Annotated in this window: 12 protein-coding genes; 4 read left to right on the top strand and 8 right to left on the bottom strand. The window is 72.8% G+C overall.

Going from position 1 to position 16717, the window contains the following annotated elements:
• A partial coding sequence (locus tag ACTWPW_RS58890) for an AfsR/SARP family transcriptional regulator (RefSeq protein ID WP_443174205.1) occupies positions 1-883 on the bottom strand: 883 nt, incomplete at its 3' end.
• A gap of 265 nt (positions 884-1148) precedes the next feature.
• Here ACTWPW_RS58890 and ACTWPW_RS58895 point away from each other — a divergent pair.
• Positions 1149-4559 carry a M28 family peptidase gene (locus ACTWPW_RS58895; protein ID WP_443174206.1) on the top strand — a complete coding sequence of 1137 codons (3411 nt, stop codon included), beginning with the start codon at positions 1149-1151 and terminating at the stop codon, positions 4557-4559.
• A gap of 8 nt (positions 4560-4567) precedes the next feature.
• Here ACTWPW_RS58895 and ACTWPW_RS58900 read toward each other — a convergent pair whose 3' ends face one another.
• Entirely contained in the window at positions 4568-7459 is a 2892-nt protein-coding gene (locus ACTWPW_RS58900) for an ATP-binding protein (protein WP_443174207.1), read from the bottom strand.
• A 173-nt stretch (positions 7460-7632) separates the two neighbouring features.
• Between ACTWPW_RS58900 and ACTWPW_RS58905 the strand changes: the two genes are divergently transcribed.
• Positions 7633-8211, top strand: coding sequence for a TetR/AcrR family transcriptional regulator (locus ACTWPW_RS58905; RefSeq protein ID WP_375110815.1), 579 nt, complete (start codon positions 7633-7635; stop codon positions 8209-8211).
• 190 nt (positions 8212-8401) lie between these two features.
• On the opposite strand, the gene ACTWPW_RS58910 is transcribed toward ACTWPW_RS58905, so the two are convergent.
• Genes ACTWPW_RS58910 through ACTWPW_RS58925 form a run of 4 tightly spaced genes read right to left on the bottom strand, consistent with a single transcriptional unit; the run spans position 8402 to position 13578 of the window.
• Complete coding sequence (locus ACTWPW_RS58910) at positions 8402-10429, bottom strand: glycoside hydrolase family 2 protein (RefSeq protein WP_375110816.1); 2028 nt, start codon at positions 10427-10429, stop codon at positions 8402-8404.
• A gap of 25 nt (positions 10430-10454) precedes the next feature.
• Positions 10455-11297, bottom strand: coding sequence for a carbohydrate ABC transporter permease (locus ACTWPW_RS58915; protein ID WP_375110817.1), 843 nt, complete (start codon positions 11295-11297; stop codon positions 10455-10457).
• The gene (locus ACTWPW_RS58920) at positions 11294-12211 is read right to left on the bottom strand and encodes a carbohydrate ABC transporter permease (protein ID WP_375110818.1); all 918 of its coding nucleotides are present in this window, start codon (positions 12209-12211) and stop codon (positions 11294-11296) included. The genes ACTWPW_RS58915 and ACTWPW_RS58920 overlap by 4 nt, the downstream gene beginning before the upstream one ends.
• Positions 12208-13578, bottom strand: a complete 1371-nt coding sequence (locus tag ACTWPW_RS58925; RefSeq protein ID WP_375110819.1) for an ABC transporter substrate-binding protein — start codon at positions 13576-13578, stop codon at positions 12208-12210. The genes ACTWPW_RS58920 and ACTWPW_RS58925 overlap by 4 nt, the downstream gene beginning before the upstream one ends.
• A 137-nt stretch (positions 13579-13715) precedes the next feature.
• Here ACTWPW_RS58925 and ACTWPW_RS58930 point away from each other — a divergent pair, with 137 nt between their 5' ends.
• Both ACTWPW_RS58930 and ACTWPW_RS58935 read left to right on the top strand, forming a co-directional pair.
• On the top strand, positions 13716-14738 hold the full coding sequence (locus ACTWPW_RS58930) for a LacI family DNA-binding transcriptional regulator (RefSeq protein WP_443174208.1): 1023 nt from the start codon (positions 13716-13718) through the stop codon (positions 14736-14738).
• Between the two features lie 90 nt (positions 14739-14828).
• Complete coding sequence (locus ACTWPW_RS58935; RefSeq protein WP_443174209.1) at positions 14829-15518, top strand: hypothetical protein; 690 nt, start codon at positions 14829-14831, stop codon at positions 15516-15518.
• Positions 15519-15552: 34 nt separating this feature from the next.
• Here the strand turns inward: ACTWPW_RS58935 and ACTWPW_RS58940 are convergent, their stop codons facing one another.
• Positions 15553-16083 carry a GNAT family N-acetyltransferase gene (locus ACTWPW_RS58940; protein ID WP_375110822.1) on the bottom strand — a complete coding sequence of 177 codons (531 nt, stop codon included), beginning with the start codon at positions 16081-16083 and terminating at the stop codon, positions 15553-15555.
• Positions 16080-16717: ABC transporter ATP-binding protein (locus tag ACTWPW_RS58945; protein WP_443174210.1), on the bottom strand; the 638-nt coding region annotated here is incomplete at its 5' end. The genes ACTWPW_RS58940 and ACTWPW_RS58945, both read right to left, overlap by 4 nt.

Genomic DNA, 16717 nt, shown 5'->3' on the forward strand with positions numbered 1-16717 from the left:
CTTCGATGGCGAGGCGGGTCTTGCCGGTGCCGCCCGGGCCGACGATCGTGACCAGGCGGGCGGTGGGGAGCAGGGCGCCCAAGCGGGCCAGCTCGTCCGCGCGTCCCACGAAGCTCGTGAGCTGCGCGGGCAGCCCCGTCACCACGGCGCGCTCCCGCTCGCCCCGCAGGATCTCCAGGTGCAGGGCCGCGAGCTCGGGGGAGGGGTCCGTGCCCAGCTCCTCGGCCAGCAGCCGCCGCCCCTCGTCGTACACCGCCAGCGCCTCAGCCGGCCGCCCCGCCGCGTGCAGGGCCCGCATCAGCAGCCCGCGCGGCCGCTCCCGCAGCGGGTGGGCGGCCACGAGCTCGCGCAGCCCGGCCGCCGGGCTCGCCTCGGGCAGGGACAGCTCGGCCTCGAACAGGTCCTCGGTGGCCGCCAGCCGCAGCTCCTCCAGCCGCACCGCCTGCGGCCCGGCGAACGGCGCGTCCGCCACGTCCGCCAGCGCCGGGCCGCGCCACAGCTCCAGCGCCTCCCGCAGCAGGGCCGCGGCCTGCGCGGGCCGGCCGGCCGCCAGCAGCCCGCGCCCGTCCCGGGACAGCCGCTCGAACCGGTACGCGTCCACGCACTCCCGATCGACCGCCAGCCGGTAGCCGGTCCCGTGGAACTCGATCAGGTCAGGCGGCAGGTTCCGCCTGAGCCGGGAGATCTGCGCCTGTATGGCGTTGGCCGCCTCCGCCGGGGGCCGGTCGCCGTACTGGCCGTCGACGAGGCGTTCGACGCTGACCAGCCGCCCCGCGTCGAGCAGCAGCATCGCCAGCAGCGCACGCGGCCGGGGACCGCCCACGGCGATCGGGTCGCCGCCGGCCGGCCGCACCACGAGCGGGCCCAGGACACCAAACTGCACGCCCCCGATTGTCCCTCAACTGACCAGGCGAAACGGAATTATCGGTATGCCTACCGATGCACATACGTATTTTCCCGCCGGGGGCGAGGGCCTAGCGTCTGGCGGCAACAAGGCGAAACGGTCCGCTCGCTTTCCCGTCACCCTCCATCACCCCCCAGTTTCCCTGACATCTCCGCGAGTCCAGGCGATCCCGGACGACGCGGCGGCCGTCGTGCGCTCACAAGCGCCCGGCGGCCCGGGGGAACCGCCGAAAGGAGCACCCAGCGTGAAACGCAAAGCCCTGCTCGCGGCGGTCGTGGGCATCGCCACGGCCGCGACGATGGCGTTACCCGCGTCATCCGCGAACGCCGCCCCTCCAGGGGCCGCCAAGTCCCAGGAGACCAGGCTCGCGGCGGCCGACCCCGAGTCGCTCGCGGCCGCGGTCGCGGACAAGGCCGTCGCCAGCCGGCTCGACGAGCTCACCAGGGGACCGGACGAGGCGTACAGCCGGGTCTCGGTCACCCCCGGCGCGAGTGACATGTTCTACGTGGCGTACGAGCGTACGTACAAGGGCCTGCCCATGGTCGGCGGTGACGCCGTCGTGGTCACGGACGCGGCGGGGCACGTCAGGGACACGGTCGCGGCGGCCGGGCCGAGCCCGCGCGACGTGCCGACCAGGGCCACGATCAGCGCCGGGCGGGCCACCGAGGTCGCCAGGACCAGGCTGGAGCGGGTGGACGACACCGCCGAGCCGCGCCTGGTGGTGCTGGCCTGGGGCGAGCGGCCCCGGCTGACCTGGGAGGCCGTGGTCAGCGGCATCGCCGGGGGCAAGCCGAGCATCCAGCACGTGTTCGTGGACGCGCGCACCGGCAGGATCGCCGACTCGTACGACCTGGTACGCGCCGGCACCGGCACCGGCTTCTACAACGGCCAGGTGACGATCGGCACCAGCGGCTCCGGCAGCTCGTACTCGATGACCGACACCAGCAGGCCCGGCATCCAGTGCGGCGGCCAGGGAGGCACCGCCTACACCGGCACGGACGACACGTGGGGCAACGGCTCCGGCACCAACCTGGAGACCGCCTGCGTCGACGCGCTCTACGGCGTGCAGCGCGAGTGGGAGATGCTGCGCGAGTGGCTCGGCCGCAACGGCATCAACGGCAGCGGCCGCGGCTTCCCCGCCCGGGTCGGGCTGAACGAGGTCAACGCCTACTGGAACGGCAGCTACACCAACTTCGGCCACAACCAGGCCAACACCCAGCAGGCCACCCCCATCGACGTCGTGGCCCACGAGTACGGGCACGCGATCTTCCAGACCACCCCGGGCGGCGCCGGCTCGGGCAACGAGAACGGCGGCATCAACGAGGGCACCGGCGACATCTTCGGCGCGCTCACCGAGCACTACGCCGACAACCCCAACGACCCGCCGGACTACCTGGTCGGCGAGGAGGTCAACCTCGTCGGGCAGGGGCCGATCCGGAACATGTACAACCCGGGCGCGCTCGGCGACCCGAACTGCTACTCCTCCTCGATCCCGAGCACCGAGGTGCACGCGGCGGCCGGCCCGCTGAACCACTGGTTCTACCTGCTGGCCGAGGGCAACAACCCGGGCGGCGGCAAGCCGTCCAGCCCGATCTGCTCCGGAGGCCCGTCGTCGGTCACCGGCATCGGCATCCAGAAGGCCGGCAAGATCTTCATGGGCGCGCTCGGCCGCAAGACGTCCACCTGGCGCTACTCGAACGTCCGCGCGGCCTCCGTCGCGGCCGTCATCGAGCTGTACGGCGCGAGCAGCGTCGAGTGCAACACCACCAAGGCCGCCTGGAGCGCGGTGAGCGTGGCGGCGGCGTCGGGCGAGCCCGCGTGCGGCACGCCGGGCAACGACTTCTCGCTCTCGCTCAACCCGTCGTCCGGCAGCGCGGCGCCGGGACAGCAGCTCACGGTCACGGTCGGCACGCAGACGACCTCGGGCAGCGCGCAGACGGTGAACCTGGCCGCGTCCGGGCTGCCGGGCGGCACCACGGCGAGCTTCAGCCCGTCGTCGGTGACCTCGGGCAACTCCTCGACGCTGACGCTGTCGGTGGGCTCGGCCACGGCGCAGGGGTCGTACCAGATCACCGTCACCGGGGCGGGCACGGCCACGCACACCGCCACGTACGCGCTCACCGTCGGGCAGGGGCCGGGCGGCAGTGACCCGCCGGACATCAGCCTGAGCAACGTCAAGGCGCACCTGACGCAGTTCCAGTCGATCGCGACCGGTAACGGCGGGAACCGCAGGTCCACGGGCAGCGGCTACCTCCAGTCGGTCTCCTACATCGAGGAGAAGCTGCGCGCGGCCGGCTACACCGTGGCACGGCAGAGCTGCGGCACGACCTACTGCACCGGCGGCGCGGGCCCGAACCTGATCGCCGACTGGCCGGGCGGCGACGCGAACCAGGTCATCATGTCCGGCGCGCACCTCGACAGCGTCTCGGCCGGACCCGGCATCAACGACAACGCCTCGGGCTCGGCCAACCTGCTGGAGGTCGCGCTGACCCTGGCGCAGAAGAACCCGGCACTGGCCAAGCACGTCAGGTTCGGCTGGTGGACCGACGAGGAGCAGGGGCTCAACGGCTCGGAGTTCTACGTCGCCTCGCTCAGCGCCACCGAGCGGTCGCGGATCAAGGTCTACTACAACTACGACATGACCGGCTCCACCAACGGCGGCTACTTCATCAACAACATCACCACCACCGGGGCCGCCTACCTGAAGGAGTTCTACGACCGGCTGAACCTCCAGCCCGAGGAGAACGTCGAGGGCGCCAACCGCTCGGACGACGCCTCCTTCCGCAACGCCGGCATCGCCAGCTCGGGCGTCGCGGCCGGCGCCAGCGCCACGAAGACGTCGGCGCAGGCGGCCAAGTGGGGCGGCACGGCCGGGCGCGCGTACGACTCCTGCTACCACGCGGCCTGCGACACCTCCGCCAACATCAACGACACGGTCCTGGACCGGGCGGCGGACGCGGCGATGTACGCGGTCTGGAAGCAGGCGGTCGGCGACACCCCGCCGGCGCGCGACTTCTCGATCTCGGCGAACCCGGCCTCCGGCACCGTGCAGGCGGGTTCGGCGGCGACGACCACGATCGGCACCGGCACCACGGCGGGCACCGCCCAGACCGTGAACCTGGCGGCGAGCGGGCTCCCGACGGGTGCCTCGGCCACGTTCAACCCGGCCTCGGTGACCTCCGGCGGGTCGGCCACGCTGACGGTATCGACCGCGCCCACCACACCGGCCGGGAACTACACCGTCACGGTGACCGGCACGGGTGAGACGGTCACGCGTACGACGACGTACGCGCTGACCGTGGAGGGCACCTCCGGCGGCCGGACGTTCACGAACGGCACCAACTATCCGATCGCCGACTTCAGCAACACCCAGAGCTCGGTCGGCTCCACCGCGACGGGCGCCGCGACCTCCCCGGTCCGGCTGTCCATCACGATCAGCCACACGTGCGCGGAGGACCTCGACATCTGGCTGCGCGGCCCCAACGGCACCTGGTACGCGGTGGACCGCTACGGCGGCACGACCTGCACCGCGTACGGCACCAGGACGTTCTCCGTCCCGGTGACCCAGCAGGCGGCCGGCACCTGGGTGCTCGACATCGAGGACGTCTACGCCGGTGACACCGGCTTCCTCGACTCGTGGAGCATCACGGTCTAGCCGCCCGGTCACTCGGGGGTGGCGGGCCCCGGCCGGTCGTCCGGCCGGGGCTCTCTCACGTCCGCCCGCGTGCGCACGCCGAGCTTCTGCAGCACCCGCGCCACGTGCGTGTCCACCGTCCGCTGCGACAGGAACAGCACCTCGGCGATCTCCCTGTTCGTCCGCCCGAGCGCGACCAGCCTGGCCACCTCGCTCTCCCGGGGCGACAGGACGCCGTTGCCGGCCTTCCTGCCCCGGCGCGGCGGGGCGGGCCGGCCCCGGTCGGGCCCGATCTCGCGCAGCAGCCGCCGGCAGCGGGCCGCGTCGTGGGTGGCGCCGAGCGCCGCGTACCGCTCGCCCGCGTCGGCGATCAGCTCGGTGGCCCGCTCCCGGTCCCCGAGCGCGAACCGGGCACCCGCCTCGGACTCCGCCGCCCGCGCCGCCGAGTACGGTCGCGGCATCGCCAGGTACGCCACCCGCGCCCCGGCGTAGCGCCGCGCCGCCTCCTCGAACGCGCCCGCGTCCCAGGCCAGCACGCCCCTGGCGAGGTCGAGCCCGGCGTGCGCCGACGGCGCGGTCCGGCCCTCGATGCCCGCCGCGAACTCGGCCACCAGCCCCGCAGCCTCCGCCGGCCGCCGGGCCCTGAGCAGCGCGGCGACGGCGGCCGGGACGAGCTGGTCGCCCCAGACCCACACGCCCTTGCGCCGCAGCCGGGTCACCGCCAGGTCGGCCGCGCGCACCGCCGGCTCCAGCGCGCCCCTGGTCAGGTGCAGCTCGACCAGCCCGCTGGAGCCCGCCACGGCGACCGGCAGGAACCCCGAGTCGAGGTCCCGCACGCCGGCCACCTCCAGGTGCTCGCCGGCCTCGTCCCACTCGCCCCTGGCCAGGGCCAGCACGCCGAGCGCGAGCCGGGCCTCCACCGCCAGCAGTGGCGCCTCGTACGTCATCTCGACGGCGGCCACCGCCCGCTCGCGCAGGCCGTCCCAGCGGCCGGTGAGCAGGTCGAGCCGGATCGACGACATCTCCACCAGGAACACCGGGTAGAGCGCGCCGGTCTCCTCGGCGACGCGCCTGCTCTGGTCGGCGAAGCGGCCGGCGGCGGCGTAGTGCCCGAGGGCGAGCGCGGCGTCGTACAGGTTGGAGTAGCCGCGGGCCACCTGCCTGCGCACGGCCGTGGACGGGTCGTTGACCGGCAGCGTCTCCGCCAGGTCGAACGCGTCCGGCGAGCCGATCATCATGGTCAGGCTCACCCGGTTGGCCAGCACGGCGGCGGCCAGCTCCGGGTCCTGGCCCGCCACCAGCAGCTTCTCGGCCTGCGCCATCCACTCCTCGTGCACGGCAAGCGGCTCGCCGCCCCACGCGGGCATGGCCAGCAGCGCCAGACCGCGGGCGGCCAGGCAGGGGCTGTCGGCCAGGTCGGGGAGCGCGGCCAGGATCTCCTGCCGGCCCGCGGTGATCGCGCCGGCCTGGTTGGACAGCAGCACGCCCAGGTTGAGCCGGGCCTGGCCGCGTACCTTCCTGGACAGGAAGTCGTCGGAGAGCAGGTGGCGCAGGATGCGGACCACGCGGCGGTGCGACAGGCCGACCGCGGCGACCCGGCTGAGCCGCAGCGCCAGCGGGCCCCGGGCCTCGCGGGGGAGTTTCGGGTCGGCGAGCAGCCCTTCGAGCAGCTCGACGGCGAGCGGGATGTCGCCCAGGGCGGCGGCGTGCTCCGCCGCGGCGCCGCCGTGCCGCTGCCAGGCCGCGAAGTCGCCGGCGCGGCGGGCGTGGTGGGCGAGCTGGACCAGGGGCGGCGGGTCGAGCGCGGCCAGCGCGGCCATGGCCCGGCGGTGGATGAGGCGGCGGTCGGGGCCGGGGATGGCGTCGTAGACGGCCTGCTGGGCGAGGTCGTGGCGGAAGCCGTACTGGCCGTCCTGGTGCTCCAGCAGCACGCCGGCCTGCAGCGCGCGGCTCAGCCCGGACTCCCCGGGGTCGTGGCCCGAGACGGCGTTGATCAGCGGCTCCTCGGCCGGCAGGCCCAGCACGGCGGCGGCGCGCACGGAGCTCAGCGCGGCCGGCGACAGCCCGGTGAGCCGCTCGGCCATGGCCTCGCGCAGCAGCACCGGCACGGCCATGCGGTCGAGCGCCGCCGGCTCGGGTAAGCGGCCCTCGTCATCGAGCAACGAGCGCACCACCTCCTCGATCACGAACGGCACCCCGGCGGTGCGCTCGTGCAGCCTGGCGGCGAAGGCCGCGGTCGGCTCCGCCCGGCCGAGCAGCGCCCCGGCCAGGCTGCGCACGCCCTCGACGTCGAGCGGCGTCAGCGAGATCACCTCGCTGCGCACGCCCGGCGCCCGCCGGTAGGCGTGCCCGAACGGCAGCCCCGGCACCGGCAACTCCTCCCTGCGGAACGTCACCACCAGCGCCAGCCCGTCCGGCGGCTGGTCGGTGAGGAAGCGCAGCAGGTCGCGGGTGCCGTCGTCGGCCCAGTGCAGGTCCTCCACCACCAGCACGACCGGCCCGGCAGCGGCCAGCAGCGCGTGGACCGCGCGGAACAGGTGGTGCCGCTCGGCCCGGGGGTCGTCCATCGGGGGCGGGGACGGGGCCGGCGGCAGGCGCCCCGCCAGCTCGGGCAGGTAGCCGCGCAGCGCCCCGGTGACCGGGCTGAGCCGGTCGCGGTCCGGCAGCGCGGCGGCGACGTGACGCAGGGCGTCGAGGACGGGTCCGTACGGGAAGGGCTCGCGGATCTGGTGGCAGTGGCCGAGCAGCACCGTTCGCCCGCCGCCGGTGAGCGGCCCGATCGCCGCCCTGACCAGGCTGGTCTTGCCGATCCCGGCCTCGCCCTGCACCTGGGTGACGGCGGGCGGGCTGGTGATGGTGCTGACGAGTAATCGCAACTGGGCGTCGCGCCCGACCAACGCAGGAGAAGCCAGGCTTGCCATCGGGGTCTCCGTAACAGTGCGTTCTACTCCCCCTGTCGGAATACCGTTATCCTCTCCCGGTCAGCCGCGGTCAAGCCTCCTGTGGCGTCCTGCGCGGGAAGCGCCACCGCGGCGAGTCCGGCCTTGTCCGCAGCCGAAGCCCCCGCACCTTCCGCCGGTAGGCTGGCCGCATCATGGACAGCACGCTGGGGCTGCGCGAGCGCAAGAAGGCCGAGACACGTCAGGCCGTACACGAGGCGGCGCTGCGGCTCGTGGTCGAGCACGGCCTCGACGCCGTCACGGTGGAGGCGATCGCCGACGCGGCGAACATCTCGCGGCGGACGTTCTCCAACTACTTCTCCGGCAAGGAGGACGCGCTGCTCTACGGCGAGGAGCAGCGCATCCGGGCCCTCGTCGACCAGGTGAGCGCCCAGCCGTCCGGGATGCCGGCCTGGCAGGCGCTGCGGGCCTCGATCGACCAGCTGCACCAGCAGCTGGGGGAGCCGGAGCGCGAGTGGGCGCTGCGCGCCCGCCTGGCCAGGCGGCACCCGGCGCTGCTGGCCCGGCAACTGGCGAACCACGCGGCGCTGGAGCGAGATCTGACGGAGGTCATCGCCGACCGCCCCACCCCGGTGCCGCCCCGGGTGCTCGCCGCGGCCTTCCTGGTGGCGTTGCGGCTGGCCACGCACGTGTGGACGGAGGAGCAGGAGGCGCGCACGCTGCGCGAGGTCATGAGCGAGACCCTCGACCAGATCGCCCACCCCTTCACCTGACCACCTCGCCCCCCGACGTGCCACGCCCGGCTCGCCCCCGACACGCCACGCCCGGCTCGCCCACCTTCGCCCGCCCGCGCCCACCTTCGCCCTCCCCTCCCTCCCGGAAGGACAGCACTTCCGCGTTCGCGCTGTAGTGGCGTGCTCGGTGGGGATGGGCGCCGGCGAGTGCCTCAGCGGTTGTCCTCGATCAGCGGTTGTCTCCGATGACGAAGCCGGTGAAGGTGTCCACGTCCACGGCCGAGCGGGCCACGACCGTCCCGTCGCTGATCAGCGCGATGTGCAGCCGCCCGCTCGACCAGCCCTCCGGCAACGTGGCGTGCACCTCGGCGGCCCCGCTGAGCAGGAACGGCTTGGCCTCGATCCACGGCCCCGCGGAACCGGGCTCGGCGGGGGTGGCGCCGAAGACGGAGGTCCAGGCGGTGTGCAGGTGGCCGTTGACCGGCTCGGTGCCGTGGTGCGAGACGCGGACGGGCACGCTCACCTCGCGCGACTCGCTGAGCAGGTCCCGGCCGGGCGCGACGGGGACGACGTCGAGCACGAGCGTGGTCGTGGCGTTCACCTCGGCCGGGTCCACCCCGGCCAGGTCCTTGGCCCGGCGCTCGAAGTCGAGCAGGCCGGCCGACTCGTGCTCGATGTCGTACAGCTCGGTGTAGACGTAACCGGCCACGCGGTCGTGGCGGCGCAGCTCCTGGGTCTGCCAGCGCAGCTGCCAGCCCCGCTCGACGGAGGTGAAGCCGGTGCCGTACTCGCTGTTGAGGTTGGGCAGGCCGCGCAGCGGCTGGTCCGGCGTGCCGGCCAGCTTCTTGCGCACCACGAAGTCGGGGCCGAGCTTGACGGGGAAGTCGTCCTGGCCGCCGTCGAGCAGCGCGGCGACCGTCCGGCCCCAGGAGGCGGCGGACTCGTCGTAGTAGTGCCAGTCGAGCAGGTCGGTCTTGACGTGGGTCCAGCCGGAGTTGTCCACCGCGGGCCGGCTCGCGTCGAGGCTCTTGAGCAGGTCGTACGCCTGCGCCGTCGCCTGCTGCTTGGCCGGGTCGCCGGGGATGTCCCAGTCCAGGCCCCACTCCTCGTTGTACAGGCCCCAGATGACGATCGCGGGCGAGTTGCCGTCCCGCTCGACCATGGGCGCGACCTGCTCCTCGAACGCCGCCACCGAGTCGGCGGAGAAGCGGCCGGTCGCCGCGGGCTCGGCCCACACGAGCATGCCGAGCCGGTCGGCGTGGTGGACGAAGCGCGGGTCCTCCAGCTTGAGGTGCTTGCGCACCAGGTTGTAGCCCGCCGCCGCGGCCAGCTCGATGTCGTGGACCAGCGCGCCGTCGTCGGGCGCGGTGATCCCGGTACGCGGCCAGTACCCCTGGTCGAGCACCCCGCGGACGAACAGGCGGTCGCCGTTGAGGTACAGGTCCTCGCCGATCACCTCGATCCGCCGCAGGCCGGTGTAGGCCGCGACCTCGTCGGTGCCGTCGGCCGAGGTCAGGGTGGCGTCGACGTGGTAGAGGTGCGGGTCCTCGGGCGACCACAGGCGCGGTTCGGCCACCGGGATCCCGGCCGCCGCCAGGCCGCCCACGACCGGGATCTCGATCGTGGTGCCCGTGCCGCGCAGGCTCAGCCGGAGCAGGGCCTCCTCCGACGGCCCCGCCACCCGCGCCTCGACCTCGATGGCGTCCAGCCCCTCCGAGGGGCGCAGCTTCAGCGCGGCCACGTACGTGGCGGGCCGGGCCTCCAGCCAGACGCTCTGCCAGATGCCCGACGACGGGGTGAAGCAGACGCCGTCGAAGTCGTCGCGCGGGATGCTGCGCTGCTTGCCGTGCGCGATCTCGCGCTTGTCCAGCGGCGCGGAGACCCGGACGACGACCTCCTGCCGCCCCTCGACGAGCGCATCGGTGATGTCGGCCTCGAACGGCGTGTAGCCGCCCCGGTGGGTGGCCACCTCGACGTCGTTGACGTAGACCGTGGCCTCGTGGTGCACGGCTCCGAACTGGAGCACGACCCGCTGCCCGCCCCACTCCGCGGGCACGGTGAACGAGCGGCGGTACCACGCCACGGGCAGCCAGTGGGCCTCGATGCCCGACGCGGGGGTCTCCCAGGCGAAGGGCACGGTGATGGTCCGGTTCCAGTCCTGCTCGGTGTCGGCCCGGAAGTCCCAGTCGCCGTTCAGGCTGGACCAGCTGTGCGACCGGTCGAAATGGGGCCGGGGATATTCCGCACGCGGCGTCATGGTGCTCTCTTTCATGTGATCGGGGTCAGCCCTTGACGCTGCCCGCGAGGATGCCGTTGATGAAGTGGCGCTGCAGCAGGACGAAGATCACCAGCAGCGGCAACATGGCGATGCTCCCGGCGGCCAGCAACTCGCCCCACACGGTGGCGAAGTCGGCGCCGATCCGGTTGCCGGTGACGTTCTGCGCCAGCGTGGACAGCACCACCTGCAGCGTCTGGTGCGCGGTGTCGTTGACGGCGACGACCGGCCAGACGAAGTCGTTGTAGACGTTCATGGTGGTCAGCACGGCCAGCGCGGCCAGGCCGGGGCGGATGACCGGCAGCACGACCTTGTAGAAGATGCCGAACTCGCCGGCCCCGTCCACCCGCCCGGCGTCGATCAGCTCGTTCGGGATGGCGGCGATGGTCTGCCGCATCCAGAAGATGCTGAACGCGTCGATGCTGCCCGGCAGGATCAGCGCCTGGTAGGTGTTCACCCAGCCCAGCGCGCTCATCTCGAGCAGCAGGGGGATGATCAGCACCAGCGTCGGCAGCATCAGCGTCAGCAGCACGATGCCGAACAGCAGGTTCTTGAACGGGAAGTCGTACTTGGCGAACGCGTAGCCGGCCAGCGGGCAGAAGAACATCGTCATCGCGCCCTTGACCACCAGCACCAGCGCCGTGTTGGCGAATCCGGTGCCGATGGGCACGTCGGCGAACATGGCCCGGTAGTTGTCCAGCGTCAGCTCGCCGATCGACAGCGGGCTGGCGATGATCTCCGCCGCCGGCTTGAGCGAGGAGCTGACCGCCCACCAGATCGGGTACAGGAACGCGATCGCGAGCAGCACCAGCAGCGCGTACTGCACGATCCCCGGCCTGGGCTGGTTCATGAGACCTCGTCTTTCGGGCGCAGCAGCCTGACCGAGACCAGCGACAGGCCGAAGACCAGCAGGACCAGCAGGAACGAGTTAGCGGCGCCGGTGCCCAGGTCCGAGGCGGTGATGTGCTCGTACAGGTAGAGCCCTGCGGTGGTGGTGGAGCCGTACGGGCCGCCCTCGGTGACCACGAACGGCTCGGCGAACATCTGGAAGACCGCCAGCGTCTGGATGACCACCAGGAACGCCATGCTCCGCCGCACCAGCGGCACGGTGATCGACCAGAACTGGCGCCAGCGGGAGGCGCCGTCGAGGGAGGCGGCCTCGTACACGCCGCCGGGGACGGCCTGGAGGCCGGCGAGCAGGATGATGATCGCGAACCCGGTGGTCTTCCACAGGAACAGCAGCGCCAGCGTCGGCTTCGACCACGCCGTGGAGGTCAGCCAGCCCACGTCCGGCAGCCCCACCAGGTTGAGCAGGTAGTTGACCAGCCCGTAGTCCTGGTCGAACACCACGATCCACACCTGCGCCATGGCCACCAGCGGGGTCACGAACGGCGCGATGAACGCCACCCGGAAGAACCCGCGCAACCGCAGCTTGGCGTTGGCCAGCAGCACCGCGCCGCCCAGCCCGGCCACGACCTGGATCGGCACGATGAGCAGCCACATGACGGCGCTGTTGCCGAGCGAGGCCCAGAAGTCCGGGCTGGTCAGCAGGTAGAGGTAGTTGTCGAGGCCCACCCAGCGGGCCCCGCTCCCGCCCCGCCAGCGCATGAAGCTGAGCTGCAGCGCGTAGATCAGCGGGTAGATCCCGAACGCGGCGAAGACCACGAAGAACGGGGCGATGAACAGGTACGGCGACAGCCGCGTGGACCGCCAGATCCGCGGCCGGGACCGCGCGTGGACGCCGCTCGTGAGGCTCGCCGTCATGACCGGTCGATCAGGTTGCGCTGGATCTTCTCGGCCGACTCCGAGATCACTTGGTCAGGCGTCATCTTGCCTTCCATCAGGCGTTGCATGTTGTTGCCGAGGTAGTCCACCGACTGGGCCCACCACCACGGGATCGGCGCGGCGGCCGGGATGGTGGCGGCGGCCTCGACGGCGACCTTCCACAGGTCCTGGCCGCCGAGCGCCTCGATGGGCTGGAACAGCGGCTTGGCCGGGTCGAGGGCGGGCGTGTAGCTCGGGATCGAGGTGGACAGGCCGCCGGGGTAGACGTCGTTGGGGCCGTACACGGCGGTGTAGCCGGGCTCCTTGAAGCACAGGAACTCGTACAGCAGCCAGGCCAGCTCCGGGTTCTTGGCCTTGGCCGGGATGATGAAGCTGCTGCCGCCCATCGCGCCGCTGCGCGCGCCGCCCGGCGTCCAGGCCGGCAGCGGCGCGGCCCGCCACTTTCCCTTGGTGTTCTTGAGGAGTTGCTGCGGCGCGAACGACCACCAGATCGCCCACGGCACGAACACCTGCTGGCCGTTGTCGAGCGTGTTGACGTCGGCCTGCTCCAGGTAGGGGGCGTGGGTGACCAGGCCGTCCTTGACCGCGGTCTGGATCCAGGTGAAGATCCGCCGGTATTCCGCGGAGTCCAGCCGCAGCCTGCCCTGGGCGTCGGTGAGGCTCGTGCCCTGCTGGTTGGCCAGCATCTCCAGCCAGAGCTGGCTGAGGAACGGCGTCTTCTCCAGGTGGATGGGCTTGGTCCTGGGGTCCTTCTCCTTGATCGTCCTGGAGGCGGCGAGCAGGTCGTCGTACGTGGCCAGGCTCGCCGGGTCGACCCCGGCGCTCTCCAGGACGTCCTCGCGGTACCAGAGCAGCCCGGGGTCCAGGTCCCACGGCACGCCGTAGATCTTGCCGTCCACCGTGTTGACCGACAGCTTGTACGCCGAGGTCTGGTCCTTGTACGGCGCGATCAGGTCCGTCAGGTCGAAGAGGTGCTCGGCCTGCCCGCCGATCTTGGCGTCGTCCCAGAAGCTGCCGTCGGGCACGTCGGTCCCGCTGATGAGCGTGTTGGCCAGCTTGGCGTCGATGTCCACGGCCTGGTGGTTCACCTTGACGTTCGGGTACGCCTGGCGGAACTTGGCGATCGCCGCGTCGAAGACCTTGAACAGGTCGCCGGATCGGTTCCAGATCGTGATCTCGCCCTTGGCCGCGGACGTCGTGGCGGTCGGCGCGGCCAGCTTGCTCGGCTGCGCGCTCGTACCGCCGGGGGCGGCGCACGCGGCGGCCAGAGAGCCTGTGGCGGCGAGTGCGCCGATGCCCAGGGCTCCCTGGAGAAAACCGCGACGGCCTATGCGGGGTGTGGACATCTTCGACTCCTCGCCGGACGGGGGAAGGTGCTGTGAGGGCTCTGCAACGATGCAGACATAATGCATACTCGTGTGCAACGATGCAAGAGCGGATTTAGGATCTTCCCAAGACCAGCAGCCGGAGGTATAGGAGACGCATGGCCGGTCCAACCCTGCGTGACGTCGCCAAGCGGGCGAACGTGTCCATTCGCACGGTGTCCAACGTGGTCAACGGTTACGCGCCGGTCTCCGACGAGCTGCGCGCGCGGGTGCAGGCCGTCCTGGACGAGCTCGACTACCGTCCCAACCTCATCGCCCGCAACCTCAAACAGGGGCGTACGGGGATGATCGCCCTCGTGGTGCCCGAGCTTGACGTGCCCTACTTCGCCGAGCTGGCCCGCGAGGTGATCACCGCCGCCCGCGCCCACGGCTACGTGGTCATGATCGACCAGACCGACGGCGACGGGGACCGGGAGCGCGAGCTGCTCGGGCGGGACTCGCGGGCCACCATGTTCGACGGCCTGCTGCTCAGCCCCCTCTCGGTCTCCGCCGAGGAGCTGCGCGGCCGGGGCAACCGGATCCCGATCGTGCTGCTCGGCGAGCACATCTTCAACGGCAGCTTCCCCCACGTGGCCATCGACAACGTGGCCGCCGCCCGCGACGCCACCGCGCACCTGCTGGACCTGGGCCGCCGCCGGGTGGCCGCGATCGGCGACCAGCCGTACGCGACCGGCGAGACCGCCCAGCTCCGCACCACCGGCTACCGGCAGGCGCACACCCGCGCCGGCCTGGAGGTGGACGATTCCCTGATCGTGTCCACCCCGCACTTCCACCGCCGCCTGGGCGCCGAGGCCATGGAACGGCTGCTCGCCCTCCCCGAGCCGCCGGACGCGGTGTTCTGCTACAACGACCTGCTCGCCCTGGGCGCGGTCCGGGCACTGACCAGGGCCGGCCGCCGCATCCCCGACGACGTGGCCGTGGTGGGCGTGGACGACATCGAGGAGGGCCAGTACAGCACGCCCAGCCTGACCACGGTCGCCCCTGACAAGGGGGAGCTCGCCCGCCGGGCGGTGGACACGCTGCTGGAGTCGATCCGCGGCGAGCTCGGCTCACCCCCCGAGATCGTGGTGCCCCACCGGCTGATCGTCAGGGAGAGCACGGCAGGCGAGACGCCGGCCTGAACCGGGCTGCCGACGGTAGTGCTGGGACCACCTCAGGGTCTAGCCGCAGCGCCCGTGCCCGCGCGCGCGGCCACGGCTTGGATGGCCGGTATGACGACTCCTGGACGCTGGATCGAGGGCACCGGTCTGGTGCTCGGCCCGTTGCTGCTGCTCGCCGGGGTGCTCACCCGGCTCGGCGCGGACGACTTCTTCCCCGGCCAGCTGGCCGCCCACGCCGCCGCCCCGGGACGGATGGCCTGGTCCTACGGCCTGTACACGGCCGGGGTCGTGCTGCTGTGGCCCGCCGTGACCGCCCTGGCCCGGCTGATCAAGATCAGGCGTCCCGGATGGGCGCAGTGGGGCCTCACGCTCGTGGTGCTCGGGCTGTTCGGGCGGGTGTTCCACGCCGGGGTGAGCCATCTGGCCTTCCAGCTCGTGGACGTGCTCGGCCTGGAGGCGGCCCAGCGGGCGGTGGCGGAGACGTACGGCGCCTTCCACGTGTTCAAGGCGGTCAACGTGTGCATCATGGGCGGCTGGATCGTGCTGGCCGTCGGCGCCTACCGGGCCGGGGCGCTGGGCCTCGCCCGGAGCGTGGCCCTCGGGCTGGCCGCCCTGCTGCCGCTGGGCGTGCTCAAGGGCAGCAGCGACCCGGTCTCGCTGGTGGCCCTGGCCGGGCTCGCCGTCGCGCTGGTGCCGCTGGGCGTGTCCGTGCTGAGGCAGGGGCCCGCGCCCCGGTGGTGGGCCGCGGGGCTGGCGGTCGCGTTCGTCCCCGTCGCGTTCCTCCTGGGGCTGGCCGGTTGACCGCGGGCGGGAGACCGGCGCCGGCGCCTGGCGGTCACGACAGGGCGATCTCGAAGTGCACGGTCTGGAAGTGCTCGGGATCGCCGTCGCGGGCGTCGAACACCGGCTCGGCCACCGACCTCCAGAACTTCTCCGCCCCCGCCACCCGGGTGTCCGTGTGCAGGTAGAGGGCCCGGTAGCCGTCGTCGGCGGCGACGAAGCGGCGGGCCTGGGCGACCATCTCCCCGGCCAGGCCGCGCCTGCGGTGGGCCGGGTCCACGTACACGCGGAAGAGCTGCGCCGTGGAGCCGTCCGGGTACAGCCGGGCCAGCCAGTCCGGGTGCGGCGGGCTCTTCGGGCCGCCCGCCCGCACGGCCGTGGTGCCGACCACCTCATCGCCGTGCAGCGCCACGATCAGCGTGTGGCGGGCGGGCAGCAGGTACGTGCCCGCCAGGTCGACCACGTCCCGGTGCCACTCGGGCCGGTAACCGTGGCCGAACTCCCGATAGAACGTGTCCAGCATGACCCGCCGCGCGCCGTCCAGGTGGCGGGCGGCGGCGGGCCGGACGTTGTAGGGGTTCGTCATGGGCTGTTCTCCGATCTGACGCGACCGCCGTCGAGCTCCACGACCCGATCGGCGAGCCTGGCCACCACGTCCATGTCGTGGCTGATGAGCAGCAGGGTGAGCCCGAGGTCGCGGCGCAGCTCGTCGAGCAGGTCGAGGATGGCGGCCTGCACGAGGGCGTCCAGGCCGGAGGTGATCTCGTCGCAGATGAGCACCTTCGGCTCGGCGAGCAGGGCGCGGGCGAGCGCGGCCCGCTGGAGCTCGCCGCCCGACAGCGCCGCCGGCCTCCGTCCGGCCGTGCGCTCGTCGAGGCCCACCCGCTCCAGCACGGCCCGCGCCCCGGCCGCCGCCTCACCGGCGCTCGCGCCGCGGAGCCGTACGGCGGTGCGCGCTACCTGGGCCGACACGCTGCGGTACGGGTCGAAGGAGGCCCTGGCGTCCTGGAAGACGTACTGCACGTCGCGGGCCCGGGACGGGAGGTGGCGCGGAAGCGGCCGGCCCTCCAGCGTCACCGTCCCCGCGGCGGCCCGGTGCAACCCTGCGACGCACCGAGCCAGGGTGGTCTTCCCGCTCCCGGACCTCCCCACGACAGCCACACACTCCCCGGCGGCGACGCTCAGGCTCACCCCGCGCAGCACCGCCACCCGCCGATGCC

Origin of the sequence: Nonomuraea sp. KM90 (assembly GCF_052246675.1) — a bacterium.
In the GTDB taxonomy this organism is placed as follows: Bacteria; Actinomycetota; Actinomycetes; order Streptosporangiales; family Streptosporangiaceae; genus Nonomuraea.

Coding starts and splice junctions, on each gene's coding strand:
- ACTWPW_RS58935 (WP_443174209.1), top strand. CDS start 14,829: ATGACGACTCCTGGACGCTGGATCGAGGGCACCGGTCTGGTGCTCGGC.
- ACTWPW_RS58930 (WP_443174208.1), top strand. CDS start 13,716: ATGGCCGGTCCAACCCTGCGTGACGTCGCCAAGCGGGCGAACGTGTCC.
- ACTWPW_RS58900 (WP_443174207.1), bottom strand. CDS start 7,459: ATGGCAAGCCTGGCTTCTCCTGCGTTGGTCGGGCGCGACGCCCAGTTG.
- ACTWPW_RS58905 (WP_375110815.1), top strand. CDS start 7,633: ATGGACAGCACGCTGGGGCTGCGCGAGCGCAAGAAGGCCGAGACACGT.
- ACTWPW_RS58915 (WP_375110817.1), bottom strand. CDS start 11,297: ATGAACCAGCCCAGGCCGGGGATCGTGCAGTACGCGCTGCTGGTGCTG.
- ACTWPW_RS58940 (WP_375110822.1), bottom strand. CDS start 16,083: ATGACGAACCCCTACAACGTCCGGCCCGCCGCCGCCCGCCACCTGGAC.
- ACTWPW_RS58925 (WP_375110819.1), bottom strand. CDS start 13,578: ATGTCCACACCCCGCATAGGCCGTCGCGGTTTTCTCCAGGGAGCCCTG.
- ACTWPW_RS58910 (WP_375110816.1), bottom strand. CDS start 10,429: ATGACGCCGCGTGCGGAATATCCCCGGCCCCATTTCGACCGGTCGCAC.
- ACTWPW_RS58920 (WP_375110818.1), bottom strand. CDS start 12,211: ATGACGGCGAGCCTCACGAGCGGCGTCCACGCGCGGTCCCGGCCGCGG.